This is a genomic window from Paenibacillus thiaminolyticus (assembly GCF_007066085.1).
GTDB classification, from domain to species: domain Bacteria; phylum Bacillota; class Bacilli; order Paenibacillales; family Paenibacillaceae; genus Paenibacillus_B; species Paenibacillus_B thiaminolyticus.
Map to the genome: position 1 here is coordinate 2839712 of NZ_CP041405.1, position 17935 is coordinate 2857646.

Annotated in this window: 14 protein-coding genes; 4 read left to right on the forward strand and 10 right to left on the reverse strand. The window is 54.3% G+C overall.

Annotated elements, in window-relative coordinates; translation table 11 throughout:
- Positions 1-552: 552 nt before the first annotated feature.
- From FLT43_RS12795 to FLT43_RS12805, 3 genes are all read right to left on the reverse strand, one after another.
- The gene (locus tag FLT43_RS12795) at positions 553-1185 is read right to left on the reverse strand and encodes a LysE family translocator (RefSeq protein WP_087444558.1); all 633 of its coding nucleotides are present in this window, start codon (positions 1183-1185) and stop codon (positions 553-555) included.
- Between the two features lie 198 nt (positions 1186-1383).
- The gene (locus FLT43_RS12800; protein ID WP_087445378.1) at positions 1384-4161 is read right to left on the reverse strand and encodes an endo-beta-N-acetylglucosaminidase; all 2778 of its coding nucleotides are present in this window, start codon (positions 4159-4161) and stop codon (positions 1384-1386) included.
- A 328-nt stretch (positions 4162-4489) separates the two neighbouring features.
- Positions 4490-5155, reverse strand: a complete 666-nt coding sequence (locus FLT43_RS12805; protein WP_087444557.1) for a tetratricopeptide repeat protein — start codon at positions 5153-5155, stop codon at positions 4490-4492.
- Between the two features lie 386 nt (positions 5156-5541).
- Between FLT43_RS12805 and maa the strand changes: the two genes are divergently transcribed.
- The gene (gene maa / locus FLT43_RS12810) at positions 5542-6105 is read left to right on the forward strand and encodes a maltose O-acetyltransferase (RefSeq protein ID WP_087444556.1); all 564 of its coding nucleotides are present in this window, start codon (positions 5542-5544) and stop codon (positions 6103-6105) included.
- A 117-nt stretch (positions 6106-6222) separates the two neighbouring features.
- On the opposite strand, the gene FLT43_RS12815 is transcribed toward maa, so the two are convergent.
- From FLT43_RS12815 to FLT43_RS12845, 7 genes are all read right to left on the reverse strand, one after another.
- A complete protein-coding gene (locus tag FLT43_RS12815) occupies positions 6223-6795 on the reverse strand; it encodes a class I SAM-dependent methyltransferase (protein WP_087444555.1) in 573 nt (190 codons plus the stop codon).
- A gap of 141 nt (positions 6796-6936) precedes the next feature.
- Positions 6937-7266, reverse strand: coding sequence for a thioredoxin family protein (locus FLT43_RS12820; protein ID WP_087444554.1), 330 nt, complete (start codon positions 7264-7266; stop codon positions 6937-6939).
- A gap of 333 nt (positions 7267-7599) precedes the next feature.
- Positions 7600-9528: a serine hydrolase domain-containing protein gene (locus tag FLT43_RS12825; protein ID WP_087444553.1), complete on the reverse strand. Its 1929-nt coding sequence runs from the start codon at positions 9526-9528 to the stop codon at positions 7600-7602.
- Positions 9529-9547: 19 nt separating this feature from the next.
- Positions 9548-11884 carry an ABC transporter permease gene (locus tag FLT43_RS12830; RefSeq protein WP_244194349.1) on the reverse strand — a complete coding sequence of 779 codons (2337 nt, stop codon included), beginning with the start codon at positions 11882-11884 and terminating at the stop codon, positions 9548-9550.
- Position 11885: 1 nt separating this feature from the next.
- Positions 11886-12647: an ABC transporter ATP-binding protein gene (locus tag FLT43_RS12835; RefSeq protein ID WP_087444552.1), complete on the reverse strand. Its 762-nt coding sequence runs from the start codon at positions 12645-12647 to the stop codon at positions 11886-11888.
- 115 nt (positions 12648-12762) lie between these two features.
- Positions 12763-14022: a HAMP domain-containing sensor histidine kinase gene (locus tag FLT43_RS12840; protein WP_087444551.1), complete on the reverse strand. Its 1260-nt coding sequence runs from the start codon at positions 14020-14022 to the stop codon at positions 12763-12765.
- On the reverse strand, positions 14019-14702 hold the full coding sequence (locus tag FLT43_RS12845; RefSeq protein ID WP_087444550.1) for a response regulator transcription factor: 684 nt from the start codon (positions 14700-14702) through the stop codon (positions 14019-14021). Before FLT43_RS12845 ends, FLT43_RS12840 begins: the two co-directional genes overlap by 4 nt.
- 222 nt (positions 14703-14924) lie before the next feature.
- Here FLT43_RS12845 and FLT43_RS12850 point away from each other — a divergent pair, with 222 nt between their 5' ends.
- From FLT43_RS12850 to FLT43_RS30125, 3 genes are all read left to right on the forward strand, one after another.
- A complete protein-coding gene (locus FLT43_RS12850; protein WP_087444549.1) occupies positions 14925-15848 on the forward strand; it encodes an aldo/keto reductase in 924 nt (307 codons plus the stop codon).
- 178 nt (positions 15849-16026) lie between these two features.
- Positions 16027-16215 carry a hypothetical protein gene (locus FLT43_RS12855; protein WP_087444548.1) on the forward strand — a complete coding sequence of 63 codons (189 nt, stop codon included), beginning with the start codon at positions 16027-16029 and terminating at the stop codon, positions 16213-16215.
- Positions 16216-16563: 348 nt separating this feature from the next.
- The gene (locus tag FLT43_RS30125; RefSeq protein WP_244194421.1) at positions 16564-17850 is read left to right on the forward strand and encodes a BglG family transcription antiterminator; all 1287 of its coding nucleotides are present in this window, start codon (positions 16564-16566) and stop codon (positions 17848-17850) included.
- The last annotated feature ends 85 nt before the right edge of the window (positions 17851-17935 follow it).

A 17935-nucleotide genomic window follows, 5' to 3' on the forward strand; every position in this document is an offset into this window, starting at 1 on the left:
TCTATGTAAGGGATTCGCTATTCATCCAGCCGAACCCTTCTTCCAGATGCTGCAATCGGCGAAGTTTTGAAAAAAATGTCGAGGACCGGGGGGGAGTGGCGAACCAGACCGCGAAAAATACTGCAAAACTACATTAATTCTTCGAGCGGTCTTGGCGTGGAGAAGGAAGCCTGCAAATAGGCATCAATTTCGGCCCATCGCGGCGACTCCTTGGGAAATACAGGATAATTGATGTATTTTTGCAGGAATTCTATTGATTTTACGTGGTAACGAGATAAAATCCTGCACATTTGCAGTTTTGCCCCTTAGCATTTCTTAGCATGACGAGAAGTAGGCTTGGTGCACTTTCCTAGCTTTCATTCGTGCAGCCATCTAGAAATAGTCTTCATTCGTGCAACCTTCTAGAATAGCTTTCATGCGTGCAGCCTTCTAGAATAGCTTTCATGCGTGCAGCCAACTAGAATAATCTTCATTCGAGCGGCCGACCAGAATAGCTCTCATTATGACATGCAACGAGAATAGCCCTCATTCTTGCAACCAACAGATATGAAATTATAGGATTCCTTTGAGTGCGATGATAAACTCATATAAAAAATAGCCCGCAAAACCAAATAAAATAAAACCGGCGATGATGGATACCCTTTTGATCATCGTTCTGCTCATAGCTTTCCTTGTGACCGCCACAATGGCTAGTAATCCAACATCATGGACGAGAATACCGGTTAAAATACCTGCACCCACGATTAAGAATTTTCCCGGTTGGGTCATATCATACGAATCCGAAAGTACAGCTCCGAACACGGAGATCCAGAACACGAGGTTTCCCGGCGACACCGCTACAAGTAAACCATTGCGATAGGAGCTGAAAAAAGATTTGTTCGGTTTATCGCCAGCTAACGCAATATCTTGATCCGAGTTTTTGATAGAATCATAGCCTAAGAACGCCAAGAACCCTGCACCGATCAGCCACATTGGGATTTGAATGTAGGGTATGGCAAGTACGGAAGCCAAGCCCATATATAAGGCAATAATTAGTAGAAGATCGATGGTCATTCCGCCTAAGCCTACCGCCCAACCATGCATAAACCCCTTTTTCAGACCTTGCTTCGTCATTTCAACGGTCATTGCGCCTACCGGCATGGCAACGGCAAGCCCCGCTAGCAGATACGTGAAAAATAGATTCAACGATAAACACTTCTTTCATAGGATGATGTCGTGATAAGTTCATATCCACTTTACTATAAGAATACATAGAAATAAATAATTATGCAAAAATAAGCGTGAAAATTCACTTTGGAAAGCATCCGACACGGCGAATGTACACAAAAGCAGACCGGAACTGCTCCGGCCTGCCTGTCTTTCGTCGCTATTCCTTCTTACTTCTTACTCCGCTGCGGGCTTGTTCTTCAAGCCGAGCACTTCCAAGCCGTAGATGCGCGCGGCCGTATCTCCGCCCTGCGTCGGCTTCTGCACGAGCAGACGGACGTAGCGTGCCTCGGTCTTCGCGATGGCGTGCTTGCTGGTCGCCTTGTCGTTGTCGATCACGGTAACCGCATCGCTCCAATTCTCTCCGTCCATGCTTAGCTGAATCTTGAATTCACGCGTACTGAAGGCAGGGGATTCGCCGCCTGCTTCAGCATGGTGAACGACGAACTGGGTAATCGCATGCGCCTGCCCCAGATCGACCGACAGCCAATGCTCGCCGCTGCCGACCGCGCACCACTTCGTGCTCATATCTCCGTCGACGGCAAATTGCGGCGCTTCGCTGTCATTCACGAAGCTGGACGCCTCCGTCTTCGCCCCGATCGCCAGATCCTCCGAGCGGAACGCCGCCTCTTTGGATACCGTAATCAGCTTGGATTTCGTCATGACATCTTCGCCGGCCTCGTTCTTGGCCTTCAGCGTTATCTCATACGTCCCTTCTTCCGCATAGCTCACCTTCGGATGACGCTCCTTGCTCGACGCAGGCGTGCCGCCCGGGAAGCTCCATTCCCATTCCGCCGTAACCTCGGATGATTTGTCCGTCAGCTGCACGGCTTCTCCCGGCGCCACGAAGGTCTTATCGGCCTCGAAGTCCGCCTTCGGTGCCGGATAGGCCGGCCACTCGAACGATATCTCTGCCGAGCGGCCTTGCTTGTAGTGGCTATTCACCGGCACGACGGCCAGCTTCGTCTCCTGTTCCATGCCATTCCGCTTCATCTCGGACACATAGTAATAGTTGTTGCCTGTCGCTCCGACGAACTCGCGGGAGCCGTCCGGCAGGACCCGGTACACCTCGTAGAGCAACGCATCGTCGCCGAGCGGAGTCCAGGTCAAGCGGGCATCGGCATAAATGCCGTCGCGCACATCGTTCTCGATCAGCTTGAGATCGGAGACCTGCCCGACTTCCTCCGCTTTGTCGTCCAGATTGCCAATCTGGAGCCGGCCGATGTTGACCGCATATAGATTGTTGCTTGTCTTGCCTTCTACTTGAACCGAGACGCCGACGATCTTCTGCCCCGCATACGGGCTCAAGTCGTAGACGGCACGCGTCCAATCGCCGTGAACCCCGGCCGCTTCGGCGGAAGCCGGCTTCACGATCTTGTACTCATCCGGCGCCCCCTCCAAGGCTACGCCGATGTTAATGGCTGCCGCTTCGCTGTCATTGGATTGATAGATGAGCGACATTTGCAAGGCGGACGTCGCGTCGATGTCGGTCTTGAACAGCTTCACGTTCGACGAAGCCCCCGGCGCGACCGTACCGAGCAATCTGAGCGAGCTTCCGCCATAAAAGGAAGTGCCGAAATCGAAGCTAGGCTTCAGCTTCTGGCCTTGCTCGTCCACCATCCAGCGCCAGGTCGGCAATATATCCTGGAGGCTCCGGTTGAACCATTCGCGATCGCGCACCTTTGTGCCGTTCACGCTGAATTGCTTCCCGTTCCCCGTATTGAAATGCGTGATAAAGTCCGCCTTCGTAATCACCGTCTTGTCCACGATATCATGGGCAATGCCGCGCCAGGCGTTGCCTTGCGCCTTCGTATTCGACGGGTCCTTGTTCTCCCCGACCCAGAGCTTCTGCTCCTTCTCCATGAAATCCTGGATCGTCTTCGTCGTATTGAACGCCCAGTCCGGACGATACAGGCCGAGCGAGGTTACGGCTGTGCCGTCTTCCGGGAACAAGACCGGGAAGTTGTATTTGCCCTGGTAACCTCCGCCGCCTTCCAGATCCATGCCCGCATACAGATCGTATTGATCGCGCTTCAAGCTGTCGGCCAGCTTGGGCGAGTTCTGGAATGGCGTGACGTAATCATATTGGCCTTCTTTTTTGAATTGCCAGCGGAAGTCGATGAACATCTGATCCGCGACACGCTCTTCCCCGTCTTGGAAGAACATGCTGTTCTTGTCCGTCAAGGCGCCCTGCCATTTGACCGGCCCCTCCTTAATCATCGAATCGTACCAGATGATTTCCATATGGGACGGCTTCTTTTTTTGCATATATTTCACAAACTGCTGCATAAGCTGCGCATCTTCCGCTGTCGTCCCCTGCGTCTCCTGGTTGATGAACCACCCGTCGAAGCCGTAATACGAGGCGACTTCAATCAGCTTATCCGCGACCGGGAACGATCCGTCCTCCTTCTGCTGAACCAGATCACGCAGCCATTCGATCTTGCCGCCATGCTCCGTCTGCGGCAGGAAAACGGTTCCATACACCGGAACGCCGTTCTTATGTGCTGCATCGATGACATCCGCGCTTGGAGGCACAATCAGTCCTTCCCCTGCCGAACCGCCCCACATAATGAGCTTGTCCACATACTGCCAGTAGCTGAACGCATAGCCATGGAACTGATCGTTCCCTTGCGACGGCGCGCCGCTTGTGCTTTTATACATGGACGCGAGCGCCATGACCTTCGGCTCCGTCTTGGCGTTCGGATTCACTTTGTGGCCCTGCACCCGTTCGGTATTCAGCTTCACCGAGCTGCGGTTGAATGGCGCATCCTTGTCTGTCTGCGGCGACCATTCCAGCAAGGTGTCCGGATACCAATAGGACGAATGCGGCTGCGCAGCATGGGCTTGTCCGGCCCAGCCGGTGAGCGCGCCGGCGATCATCGCCGTGCTGAGCAATAAGGCAAACTTGCGCTTCATATTGCTGCGGGACAGAACAGTTGGTTTTAGGCGTTTCATGAAAAATCCCTCCAAATGGTCCATTATGTATACTTTCACATGGAAATAATTTGTCTCCATTTTTCGCCTTGACCGCTTAAGCCCCAGCGAAAAAGATAACGCTTCCACACAACGACAAGTCCATTGTAAACGTTTGCGTCACAAAAAAAAGGGCAATTATCCCCAATCGGACAATCGCCTTTAATTAATCTCCTGAACCTTTAATTAATCCACTACTAGGATTTCCGGATTACCCTCTTCCTGGTACAGTTCAACAGTTTTTCAGCAAATACGGGAAGCAGCAGCAATGCTTCAACGCTTACAACGGAATGCCGGGATATGTGCCCTGCTACCGCTTGAGCATGCTTTTCAGCACCCACTTCCGTTCTTCCCGCTTCTTGTAACGCGGCAGCGATCGATAGATCGCCACGGCCTGCTTCCACGCCTCCCGGGCTTCCTCCTTGCGGTCAAGCTGCTCGTATAGCTGACCAAGGCGGTAATACGATTCACATGATGACGAATGAACCTCCTGATAGGCCTGCAAAGCCTCAATCGCCCGGTTCTTGTCCGTCGCCGCATACAGAGAGGCAAGCCGAAGATGCGGCTGGCCGTATTTGACCCGGGCGTTCAGCTCCAACGCCTTCCTGATGGCCGCTTCTCCCCGTTCCGGCTCGCCAGTGTGCAGCCAGCAGGTTCCGAGATCATCCCAGAATTCGGCTGAATGATCCATCGTCTCCTGCAGCGGCTCCAGCCATTGTCTCGCTTCCCGATAAGCTCTGCGCTCGATCAGCAGCCGGGCGAGCTCCATCTTAGCGGACACATCATGCGGGTTGGTGCCGAGCTGCTGCTTCAGCTTCCCGATCCGGCTTCTGCGCTTCAGCGGCTTAAGCAAGCTCGGCGACAGACCGACGAAGCGCCGATCGAGCACATATAGAATAAGCAGCAGCACGATGATGGCTGCAATCGGATTGCCCAAAAGCCAAAATAGCATGCCAAAGGCCAGAAATTTGCTCACGTTCCATTCCACCCCTACTAAGAATGATCCGAGTATATCATAATCCGGGCACCGCCCACACCTGCCCCCTCCCTGCCCGTTCCTGCCGGTTCATACCTGTTCCTGCACGTTCTTGTCGGTTCCTGCCCGTCCCTGCTCATCCATGTCCCCGGCTTGTCCAATGCCATGATTTTCGGCTGCGGCTTGCGGTGCAACGAGATCGTGATTAAGGGGGCGCCCATGTCTTGATGGAGCCATGCCCGGAACGGTTGGCGGACTTGATTGGCCGGTTGTTATCGGAACGGCAGGGCGCGCCGGTATGCTGGCCGCTTGCAACCGGCGCCCCGATAGATTCATAATAAGGGGAGCTTGTGACTTAGACTACGACTAGCGAAGAGGAGACATCTATGGTATCGGAAAAAGAGAAAATGATCCGGGGCGAGCTGTACCGTGCTGGAGATGAAGAACTGGTGCGCGATCGCGAGCGGGCCAGACGATTGACCCGGCTGTATAATCAGACCATGGAAACGGATTACGAGGAGCGGACAAGACTGCTGCAATCGCTCTTCGGCAGCTTGGGAGAAGGGACCTATATCGAGCCGTCGTTCAAATGCGACTATGGCTACAACATTCATGTCGGAAGCCGGTTCTACGCCAATTTCGACTGTGTCATGCTCGATGTATGCGAGATTCGCATCGGCGACGACTGCTTCCTGGCGCCTGGCGTTCACATCTATACCGCTACCCACCCGCTGGATCCGATAGAGCGCAGCTCCGGGGCAGAGTTCGGCAGGCCTGTCACGATCGGCGATCGGGTCTGGATTGGCGGCCGGGCCGTCATCAATCCGGGCGTTACGATTGGCAACAATGCCGTCATCGCTTCGGGAGCCGTCGTCACGAAGGATGTGCCTGATAATGTTGTCGTCGGTGGCAACCCGGCGCGCATCATCAAGACGATCGACGTCAAATAGCACAGCCGGACCGGACAGCGGTCCAACAAGCATAACAGCCGGATACGGGCCAGGGCGGCTCCGCATCCGGCTAACGCCGATCGGTGAGTCACACGATGATGGCCCCGGGCTCCGAAGCTATGCCTTCATCCCGGTCATCACGTAATATTGTTCGGAAGGAAAAGAGACGCTGATCTCCTTGAAGCCGATCTGCAGCATCGCATGCAGCAGATCATCGGACAATATCCGGTGAGCGGGCGGCGGGCCTTCCTGCGGCTTCTTCACATCCCACTCGGCGATCAGCGCGCGGCCGCCGGGCTTCAGAAGACGGTGGATCTCCTTCAAGCCCTGCTCTGGCGGCTCCACCTCATGCAGCACGAGCGAGGCGATGACATGATCGGCCGCCCCATCCGGCAGCGGCATGCGTTCAATCTCCCCTAGCTGGCTCTGGATATGGCTGATCCCTTCCTGACGGGCCCGCTTTTGCAGTTCCTCCAGCATCTGCGGCTCGGCATCCAGCGCAATCACCTTGCCGCGGGTCAGCTTCGCTGCAGGCAGGGTGAAATATCCTGTGCCTGCGCCGATATCGACAACCGTATCGCCATCCTCGATGTTCAATAATGCGACAAGGCGCTCAGGGGGGAGCGATTGACGGCGTTCCGGACTGTCCAGCCTCGCCATGTTCTCCGGGTTGAAGCGACGTTCTGACATTTCTTCTCCTCCTTGACAATCAACCTGTTGCGCGGCGGCTTCCTAAGGAAGACCGCCACAAATCTCATCTGCATTCATCTTAACGAAGAAGCGTAAAGCCAACAACAGAGGGAAGTCCCGATTCTATCCGGACCTTCCGCATTAAAAATCGGCTTCATGAGCGCTCTCTATCATGTCCAGCAGTACGGATAGCGGCTGGGTTCCTACCTTTCTCGAGAACTCCCTGCCCTCCTTGAACACAACAAGCGAGGGAATGCCTTGAAGCTGGTAACGAACGGCGGCGACGAAGTTCACATCCGCATTGCATGCGGCGATGCTTGCCCGCCCCCCGGCTTCGGCGGCCAACTGCTCCAAGACGGGAGCCATCGCTTGGCAAGGCTTGCACCACGGCGCCCAAAATTCAACCAATACAATCGGATGCTTCCGTATATGCTCCTCAAAAGTAGCATCCGTCAGTTCCACGACCGGCACGAGACCACCCCCTTCTCTCTATTATATACCCCTACCCGTATCATTTCATGCTAAAAATTAAATGTGTTAGCCACAAAAAAACGGATCAGCCTGGATTGTATCCTGGCCGATCCGTGTGTGAACAAGCAATGAATGATGTCTTCCCTTGCGGCAGCTTCCTTGCCTCCGACATCCGCTGCCTACGCACAAAAGAACGCGTGATCACCGATGATGAGCAGCACCGCTGCCCACTGGGTGAATGTAAAAGGTATCCGCCTCAGGCCTATCCCTCCTATTCACGAACCGGGCCGCAGACTCGATTGGCCTCTCCCGTTCCATTTCTGTAGCGGACAGCTAGGCAATGTAATGAAAGAAATGCCAATCGGCCATTAGCAGGATGAAACTGATAAGCAGCCCCGCTGTAGCTGCGCGGAGCCATCTTTGCCCTCTGGAATACGGAGTGTTCCTGCCTATCCAAAGAGAGAGAGCAAAGAATAGACCCGCAAGCATCGCTAGTATCCAATTGATCGTAATCCCATAGTTCAACCGTTCGACAAGGAGATGCGGATTGCCGACAACGTCCATGAGCAGCAACAACACATTAATGATGATAGCGGTACCGCATAGGAGAGCCGCTGCGAACCATCGATTGGTGTTGCTTGAAGGCACAATTCCCTTTTTTCTCCGTACAAGCCAGCGGAGGAATAGCCCAAGCGGGGCTAACAAAAAGAATCCAATCGCGATGACAGCAATAACCAGATAGGCCATCAGCGCCGGGACCGATCGGCCCGGCTTGACCGGAAGCAAATCCATTGCTTGCCCGCCGCTTAGCCGCGTTATTTGTCCTTCTGACTTATCAACGTACAAGATAGGCGCCATCATCTGCAGACTCTGATAATTGGTCTTCTCCAAGGTGTAGATATAGGGACGAACCTGCTTATAATATCCCGATCTTCCCATCACGGTCAAGGTAAGATCATGTTCGCCCTTTGCCTCCAGACGAATGAGCCCCAGATAGGCCATCACTTCCTGGATCGTGGTGAAGGTATTGCGCGAGAGCACATAGTATCCGGCCGCTTCGCTTGACGGCGGCAGCTCCTCTCCAAGCTGCGCGGGCTCCTCTTCGTTATTTCCTATGAGCAAGTTTATCAGATGAGGCACGATCACGCGTTCCACCTCTGTATTGACTAAGACGACAATCCCCAGCTTTTCCTCCGGAACGACCGCGAAATTGCTGGAGAAGCCAATCGTGCCCCCACTATGCCCCAGCGTGCGGGGATGTGCGTTGTATTCCCAGAAGCCATGCGCATTGGACAGGAGATCCTCGTGCGGCGTATAGCTCCGGGCAAGCATCGTATGCAGTGTCTGGCGATTGCGGAACAGCGGGCTCTCTTCAGCCGTCAGCGCTAGGGCGAAGCGGGCCAGATCCTCCGCCGTTCCCTGCATAGCGCCTGCAGGATAATACGGAATAACATACTTGTCTCTGGGCTCGAAGCCTCCTCCCGCTGCGACCGCATAGCCTGTCGCTTCGGCCTCCTTCAAATCCGGATGATCCTGCAATGCCGGATGGCCGGAGGTATGGTTCATGTCCAGCGGACGTAAAATCCGCTTCATCTCATAGTCGGAAAACCGTTCCCCGCTTACCTTCTCCACCACCAATGCCGCCAAGGCGGTCGCGAAGTTGGAGTAGGACATGACTGTGCCAGGCTCGAATATTTGCTCGGGTTGGGAAGACAGCAGCACCTCATCGAGGGACGCCAATTCCCCTGACGGCTTGATAAAGAAGCCCCCCGAATATTCCTCGAAGCCCGCGGTATGGCTCATCAGATCCAGCATCGTAACCGGTTGGTCGTAGCGAAGCTTCTCTGCGAACTCCTGAGGCAAATACGCCCTGATATCCTGATCCAGCTCGATCTGTCCCGCTTCCGCCAACTGCATGACGGAGGTCCAGACGAACAGCTTGTTGATTGAGCCGAAGCCAAACACCGTCTTGGCGGGGTCTACAGGGATGTGCTTCTCTACATTGGCATACCCGTAACCTTTGGAAAAGATAATGCTGTCCCCTCTCGTTACCACGACCGCGGCGCCGGGAGTGGAGGTTCCGATATAGTCATTCACATAGCTATCGATCTCTTGCTCAAGCTTGGCGTAGGGAATACCGGAAGGGGTCCGCTCAGAGCCCGCTTCCTCCGCCCGGGCCGGGATCGAAAATGCAGGCAACAGCAGAACGCTAATCATGAGTGCGGCGACGAATTTGTTCCATATGTTCATGTTCCTGTACATGCGGGTACTCCTCTCGAGTCTATTCCATAATCAGCCCATACGCTGTGATCCGCTTGATTCTGCGCGACACCAACAGCGCTACGACATAAGCGAGTACCGTCATCGCGATGCAGAGCTTCGTGATAAGCGGGACAGGGATGATGAAGCGCGCATGGGACAGGCCGGCATCAAAAAGAATCAGCTTCAGCACGGAATTGGTATACAGGCAGCCCAGCACGCCGCCGGCGATGATGCCCGCGATGACGATGGGCATGAGGCAAAGTGCAATCTGAGTCATCAACTGGAACGTGGTGTAGCCTATCGCTTTGAGAATGCCGAACTCTCTTTTTCGCTTAATGAGGCTCGCGTTAATGACCAGATAGAGGAGCAAGACGACGACCAGCGCGGTGATCGCCACAATGACCGCCATGACGGCAAAGATGGCTGTAATATATCCCTCGCTCTGGCTCTCTAACGATTGATTCACATCCGTGATCGCCTGAATCCGGCTGCCGTACGCCGATTCGGCGGCGTGAATAAAGTCCGCATTCGCCGTATCTTCCAGATAGACGTTAATGGACATGCCCTGGTGACCGGGTACAAGATGCTGTACGCCCGCCATCGTTAATGAGGCTCCATGGTTCCCTCTGTGAAGCGACTGGTTCAACCCGGTAATCAGAAACGGATAGGAGGCCTCCCCCAATCCGGCATGAATCGTGTCGCCGACGGATTTGCCGAGCTGTCTGGCCAGTCCCCGGGTAACGGCAATCTCGTTATCATATTGCGGATAACGGCCTTCATAGATAGTCGGATTATCCAGCTTGCCGTAATCGTCGGAGATCTCGGTCGTCACTAGTTGCCCCTCTATCGACGTTGTTATATAGTCCAAAATATTTGCTTTCTCCACTCCCGGCATCTGTTCGATTCGCTTCAGCAGCTCCCCGCTGTCATGACCGGGCGCAACCTGAATCCCGATGTCTGGGGTCTCGGCGCCAACCAGCTGGAAAAAGGCCGTTTTATCTTCTGCGGCATTGTAGTACAAGACAACCGAGAACACCGAAGCAAAGGTAATCGCGGCCATAATACCGGCGATCATCAGATTATGCCTGCGGTTCGCCAGCATCGCTTTGCAAGCCAGCAGCAAGGAAAGGCCGCCCGCAGCCTGATCCAGCGGGAGCGGATTCCGTCTGAAATTATGGGGCTGGATCCCTCGCCGCAGAGCCGCAGCCGGGTGCAGCATATGAATGCGCCGCGAAGAGAGCAGCGTCACCGCCAGCACCAGCAAGACCATGATCAGCACGGTGAGCAGATCCGTTCCGGTATGGATGCCTCCCGGCCACAGCAGCCCCGTCACAAAAGAGAGGACGGCTCCGAATGCCGGCATCGCCGCATAAGAAACGGCTGTGCCTGCCGCACTGGCGGGAAGGGCGATCAGCATATACTGCAACCCAATCGACGACACAATCTGCAGGCTGGTATAGCCCAACGCCTTGAGCACCCCAATGTTCACCATTTCCTCCTCAATGCCGTTCGTGATGTGGAACTTGATGACAAGGAGCGACGCCAGCACGATCACCGCCGCGAAGGCGATCAGAATCAGGGCGACGACATGAACGGTCATCATGCTGCTGTCGGCCATGTCCAGGTTCGCGCTCCAAAAGCCGGAGTCCGCAGCCGCATACAATTGCGGGAATTGCTTGTGAAAGTCACGTAATAAAGAGCCGGATTGTTCACTATTCCTTACTTGAGCAGACAGCAGGATACCGTCGGACGCAGGTCCGAGTTCGGCAGACAGTTGGAGGTAGGCCGCATCCGGCAAATAGAATTTGAGCATGGCGAGCTTGGTCGTCCCCATCAAGGCGGACTCGAAAAAACCGGCTACACGGTACCGATACGTCTTATTGTGATAGGTAAATGCGATGGAATCTCCCAGCTGGTAGCCGCCGGCCTTCAGTCCATAAGGGATATACATCCCGTCTTCCATGCCGGAAGCGGACTCCCCAACCAGCTTCAGCGGCGCGATGTCGCGGCGGCTATCTGCATTCAACAGGGCAAGACGAATGCTGAAGTCGTTGTTGTTGTAACGAATCGTAGCCGCGGGGAGAAAAATCATCTGCTCCGTGACGCTTCCGATTACGCCTGGGTATCCATTGAGAAAATCCGCGTAAGGCTGCTGAAAGTCCGCCTTGTTCATCACCATGCTGACATGCGCATCATGCAGCTCATCCACCTTGTCTTCGTAAAAGGAGTTCATCGAAGACGTAATCGTCATGCCGATGTTCAGCAGCAGCGAAGCGGCAAATATCAAAACGAACAGCGAGATCGCCGCGCTTTTCCCTTGTCTGATATTGGCAATGGCGAGGTCGGCTATTCTCACCTCACCACCCCATTTCGGTCAAAAACGCATGGAGCCGCTCCTGCCGATCGCGATTCTGATCCGCATCATAGGCGCCCAAATCGAGCTCCCCGCCAATCATGCCGTCGCGCAGGTAAAGAATCCGGTTGCCCCGTAAAGCCGTTTTGATATCATGGGTGACCACGACCATGCTCTGTCCATTCCGGTTGACCTCGGTCATGACATCCAGCACGCTGTCGCTGGATGCGGAATTAAGCGCCCCGGTAGGCTCATCGGCGAACACCATTTTCGGATGGTTGATCAGGGCGCGCACAATGCCGGCCCGCTGCGCTTCGCCGCCGGACAACTGGGAGGGGAAGTTGCCCCACACCGATTCAGGCAAGTCCACCTGGGCAAGCAGCCGCTTCGCTGTGGCAGCAACGGACTGCTTGTTCTTATTCACCAACAGTCCGCACGCCAGCACATTATCCAGCACGCTCATATTGTCCAGCAGACAGATGTGCTGGAACACGAACCCGCAATAATGTCTGCGGAACACAGCAAGCTGATCATGACTCAGCTTGGTGAGATTTTTCCCGATGAAATGAACCTCCCCGAGCGAGGGCTTATCCATGCCGGAGAGCGCGTAGAGGAGCGTCGACTTGCCCGAACCGGAGCTGCCCATAATAATCGTAAAATCTCCTTCCAGCAGGCTGATGTCCACATTTTTCAGCACATGCCGCTGAATTCCGCCCGTAGAGAACGTTTTGCATAATTTCTCGGTTCGAAGTATCGTATTTTGCATGCATGCGGTCATTCCTTTGCTTGAAGTGGAGTGCGGATTGGACTACAGTCCCATCATACAAAACCAATTCTTATCCAGTCTTTGCTCATTCCTTAACCAATCCTTAATTCCATCATTAGCGGAGCTTGATTCGGAGGGTAACGGTAAACCCGTCGTCGCGGTTATGGCATTCGATATCGCCCTGCATGCTCTGCATGAGATATTGGGAGATGAACAAGCCAAGCCCTGCCCCGGAATGGCTCGCGATATTATGGCCCCGGTAAAACTTGTTGAACAGCAGCGGCAATTCTTCCTGACTTACGCCATTCCCGTAATCCATGATGTCCATCTGCAAATGAGCGGGGGTGAGTACAGAGGAGATAGTAATGGCGGTGCCGGCATATTTGTAAGAGTTGCTTATAATATTGTCAAAGACTTGCTGCAAGCGCATCACATCCGTGACGATGATGCATTCCGGGATGGGGCCGCACGAAATCTGCCCGTCATAATTCACGTTCGCGACGATATCCTCCAGCACGCGGCTAGATTCCTCGGTTGCATTGACCTTCAGCTCGGTCAGCTCCTCCAGCGTCGCATGGAACATATCGGTCACCAGCAAGTTAATTTGCTCCGCCTTCGAATGGATCATTTGCAGCTGCTTGATCGCTTTCTCATCGGTCGCGCGAAGCAGCATCAGTTCGCTGATCGCCTTAATGGAGGCGACGGGCGTTTTGACGTCATGGCTCAGACTGGCTACGAGCTCCTTTTTGCTGCGGTTGGCCTCATACTCGCTCTGCCGCGCCGCCGCGAGCTCCTCGCGCATGATGTCGAAGCTCTCGGTGAACGCGCCGAACGGATTGTTTTTGTCCATGTGCAGAGGGATATCCAAGTTCCCCCGTGCCACATTGAGGGCAAAGCTTTGCAGCTTTTTGAACGGCTTCCAGATGACATGATTCAAAAAAAGAATATAGAGCACACATAATATGGCCATCACGGTAAAAGTAATCAGGATCGCGGCAACAAGCTGTTTCTTGGTTTGCAGCGCCTTTTGTTCGTAGTCATCATGAATGATGAGCTTGCCTGCGGCCGCTCCATGCACGGTAACATCCAGTATGGAAGCCCGTTTTTTGATGGCGTCATACAAGGTGATGGGGCGTCCATCCGCCGACTGGTAACGCACGTTCCCGCTCTGATCCAATACGACAAATGGCTGCGTGATGCCGCTGTAATCACCCTGCTCGAGCCGATCCCAGTTGCTTTCCACCGTCTTCAGCACTTGGTTGGCCATGACAACATCCACATCCCTGCTTACTTCCGGCCCAATCACCCGCATCGACAGAACAAGGCCGGCGGCCAATACAACAAGCATCGTCACGAGAAATCCCCTCGTCCTCATCGCTGTCCATCCTCCAGCACATATCCCGTTCCCCACACCGTTTTGATATATTGGGGCTTATTCGGGTCGGTTTCTATTTTCTCGCGCACATGACGAATATGCACGTTCAAGGTTCCGTCCCCGGTAAAAGAGTCCTCCCACACCTTGGCGAACAGTTCTTCCTTCGGGACGACCCGATTCTTGTTGCGCGCCAAATAGCAGAGCAACTTGTATTCCAAGGCCTTGAACTTGACCTCCCTCCCGTTCACGCGGACACGGGACAGCTCGCAGTCAATCTCAACCCGGCCGAATTGCAGCTTGTCCGGAGAGGTTCGGTTTCCGTATCTTTTGAGCACCGCCTTCACCTTGGCCAGCAGAATGCTGAGCGTATACGGCTTCTGGATGTAGTCGTCTCCCCCGATATGAAGAGCAATCAGAATATCATCATCGCTGGAGCGGGCACTGATGAACAAAATGGGAATCTGCGTCGTTTGCCTCAGCTTTTTGCACAGTTCGAAGCCCGAGGTCTGGCCCAAGTTGATATCGAGAAGAATCAGGGAGGTCTCATTCGCTTGCAAAAACCGTTCGCATTCCTCCGCGCTGGTCACAAAGGCCGTTCTCACCCCGAACATATTCAAATACTCGCATGTGGTGTCCGCGAGAATGCACTCGTCATCCACAATCAAACAATCATAGTTCATCTCTGTTCTCCATGGAATCCTCAGAATTGGAACCGGTTCGTCCCTTCCATAAGATACCACAAGTAGAAACGCCACTGTCATCGTTTTCAAAATGCGTGTCTGCGAGAAATAAAAAACAGACCAAGCACCCCGCTGCGGCCCGAACGCCGCGCTTCGAATTGTCCGTACGGCTGTGATATGATGGGTACAAGACCTTAGCGAAAAGGAAGGGTGTGATGAAGCATGCAATACCGCAGATTGGGACGGACCGATCTGAAAGTATCGGTTATCGGCATCGGAACATGGCAGTTCGGCGGCGAGTGGGGCCATGATTATACGCAGGAGGAAGCGGATCGTATTTTACATAAGGCCAAGCAGCTCGGCATCAACCTGATCGATACCGCCGAATGCTACGGCGACCACCTGTCGGAAGCCTTCATTGGCGATTTCCTGCGGCGGGACAAGCGGGAGGATTGGGTCGTGGCGACCAAGTTCGGGCATCAATTCCATTCCCATCTGAACCGCACGGACCGCTATGGGGCGGAAGAGGTGCGCGGGCAGCTGGAAGCGTCGCTGCGGGCCTTGAAGACGGATTATATCGATCTGTACCAATTCCATTCGGGCAATGACCAGGCGTTCGATAATGATGACCTGTGGACGATGCTCGACAAGCAGGTGCAGGCAGGAACGATCCGGCATATCGGCCTGTCGCTGAACAAGAGCAACAGCATGCACCAGACGGCTTCGGCGACCAGCGTCGGAGCGGGAGCGATTCAACTCGTCTACAATCGGCTCGATCGCGGGCCCGAAGAAGAGGTGTTCCCTTCTTGTCTCGAGCAAAATCTCGGCGTGCTGGCGCGGGTTCCGCTCGCGAGCGGCTTCCTGAGCGGCAAGTACAAGCCGGGAACCGAGTTCGCCGCCAATGATGTGCGCCATCGCCATGGACGCGAAGAGCTCGACAAGCGGCTCAAGCAGGTGGAGGAGATTCAGCAGAACGAAGTGCCCCAAGGCATGGATATGGCCGAGTGGGCCCTGTCCTGGTGTCTCCGTCATCCGGCGGTCACCTGCGTCATCCCCGGATGCAAGAACGAGGAGCAGGTGGAGAGCAACGCCCGGGCGGCACGCCATGCCGCGGGCGATCATCCGCAGATCTGGGCGAATCAATAACAGGCAAGCCGGCATCGGCGCCCCCGGATGCCATGGCATGCTCTTCGTGACAAGCAACAGGTATGAATATTCGGAGTTGTCCACACTCCGGTACCCATGATAGTCTTATCGGTAAGGAGCCTGTTGAAGCGGCTCCGCGAGAGAAGATACGCCGGCAGAAGCGAAGGAAGGTGTAAGGATGACGGAACAGCATAACGAGCCGAAAAAAGTTAATCTGGCGGATGCGATGAAGGAAATGCTGGCCAAGAAGAAGCAGCAGCAAGCGAATCAAAAAGGCGGCTTTTCCGGCTCATCGTCGGCCAAAGTGTTAAAAAGCCAAAATACGAAGAAACCGAATAACCAGCGGCGCCGCACAGGCGGATCCTAGCAAGGTTCCGCGCGGCCATTAAGAGGCTTGTACCGCATGCCATGTTGGCGGGACAAGCTTCTTCGTCCTTCTATGAGGACCGCTTCGGCTTTATTTCCCCGCTCGTCCGGCAAGACGGGCATTCCTGCCCCTGTCTAACGGCGGGCGCTCGCCAGCCCCTCTTTACCCGAATATATCCGTATAATTTTGCAAACTCAGAGGAACAATGAATGTGCTGTAACAGCGCTTTCACCTTCAGTATAATTACAAACACATAAGGCAGTACAAGACAGGGGGTGCAAAAAGATTCTGGATGACAGAAGTGCTTCCATTCTCGCGTTACTGCAACAGAGGGAAGACTATGTACCTATCCGGGAGCTAATGGATGCCTTCCACATCTCCAAGCGGACCGTGTATTACGATGTCGACAAAATTAATGGATGGCTGAAGACCAATCATCTGCCCCCCATCGAGTATGTGCGCAGATCAGGCTTTCTCCTTCCGGAAGCGACTCGCAAGCAACTGCCCGTCACGGCGAGAACCATCCACCACTCCCAATATAATCCCTCTCGCATGGAACGGAAGGCTTGGCTCGGAATCCATCTGATTCAGCGGACAGAACCGCTATTTCTCCATGATATGGAGGAACTGCTCAAGGTCAGCCGCGGAACCGCTCATGCCGAATTAAAGGGGCTTCAGCAACAATTATCCGCTGTGCGGTTGAGGATTGTCTATCATCGCAAGCAAGGCTACATCGTTGAAGGCAAGGAGCAGGATCAGAGAACAGCACTATCCCTTTTTTTGTACGACTTATTATCTCTTGTCAGTTGGAAAGACTTCGTGCCGCAGATTCAAGGTCTGATTCATGCCAACCTGTATCGGAACCAGTTGCCGATATTGCAGGCGGAGCAGTTGTCTTCCGTCTACCGTATTATTGCTTCCGGGGAACGAACGATTGGAATGGAACTGACAGACGAGACCGTCTTGCAGCTTGCCGCTCGTCTGCTGCTCTTCACGAACCGGCTCGTTCAAGGGAAGAAGGTAACGATGGACGAGGATGAGAAGGACGCGTTGAAGAAAACGCCCCAATTCAAAGCAGCCTTGCAGATTTCCCGGGAACTAGGGCCGTTGTTCGGCACCGAATTCCCTGAGGACGAGATTTGTTATATGACCGTTCATTTGCTGGCCGCCAAGGTCAACAAGCTGGAGGAAGAATCGCATGACCTCATAACGAACAGGCTGCGCGAAGCGACAAGCCGAATGATTGAGTCGTTCGAACAGCGAGGCTGCATTCATTTCACCGATCGCACAGCCCTGGAGAATCAATTGTTCCTCCATGTGAAGTCCGCCTATTACCGGATCAAGTATGATCTCCAGATCGAGAATCCGCTGACGGACACGGTCATGGAGAAATACCGGGAAGTATTCGAGCTTACGAGACAATCGGTATTCCCGCTGGAGGAACTGCTGGGCAAGCCGCTGGATAACCGGGAAGTTGCCTATCTTGCCATGCATTTCGGCGGTTGGTTGCGGAAGGAGCAAGTCAAGCCGGCGCCAAGCAGGACGGCCGTAATTGTATGTGTGCACGGTGTCTCTGCTTCGCGCATCCTTCGGCTTGAGCTGAAGCGTTTGTTCCCTGCTATCGAGTTCCGCTGAACTATCCTTGCGCGATTATGAAGCCTTTACCGGGCAGGTTCATTTTATTTTTTCTACCGTACCGTTATCGGAATGCAGGGTGCCC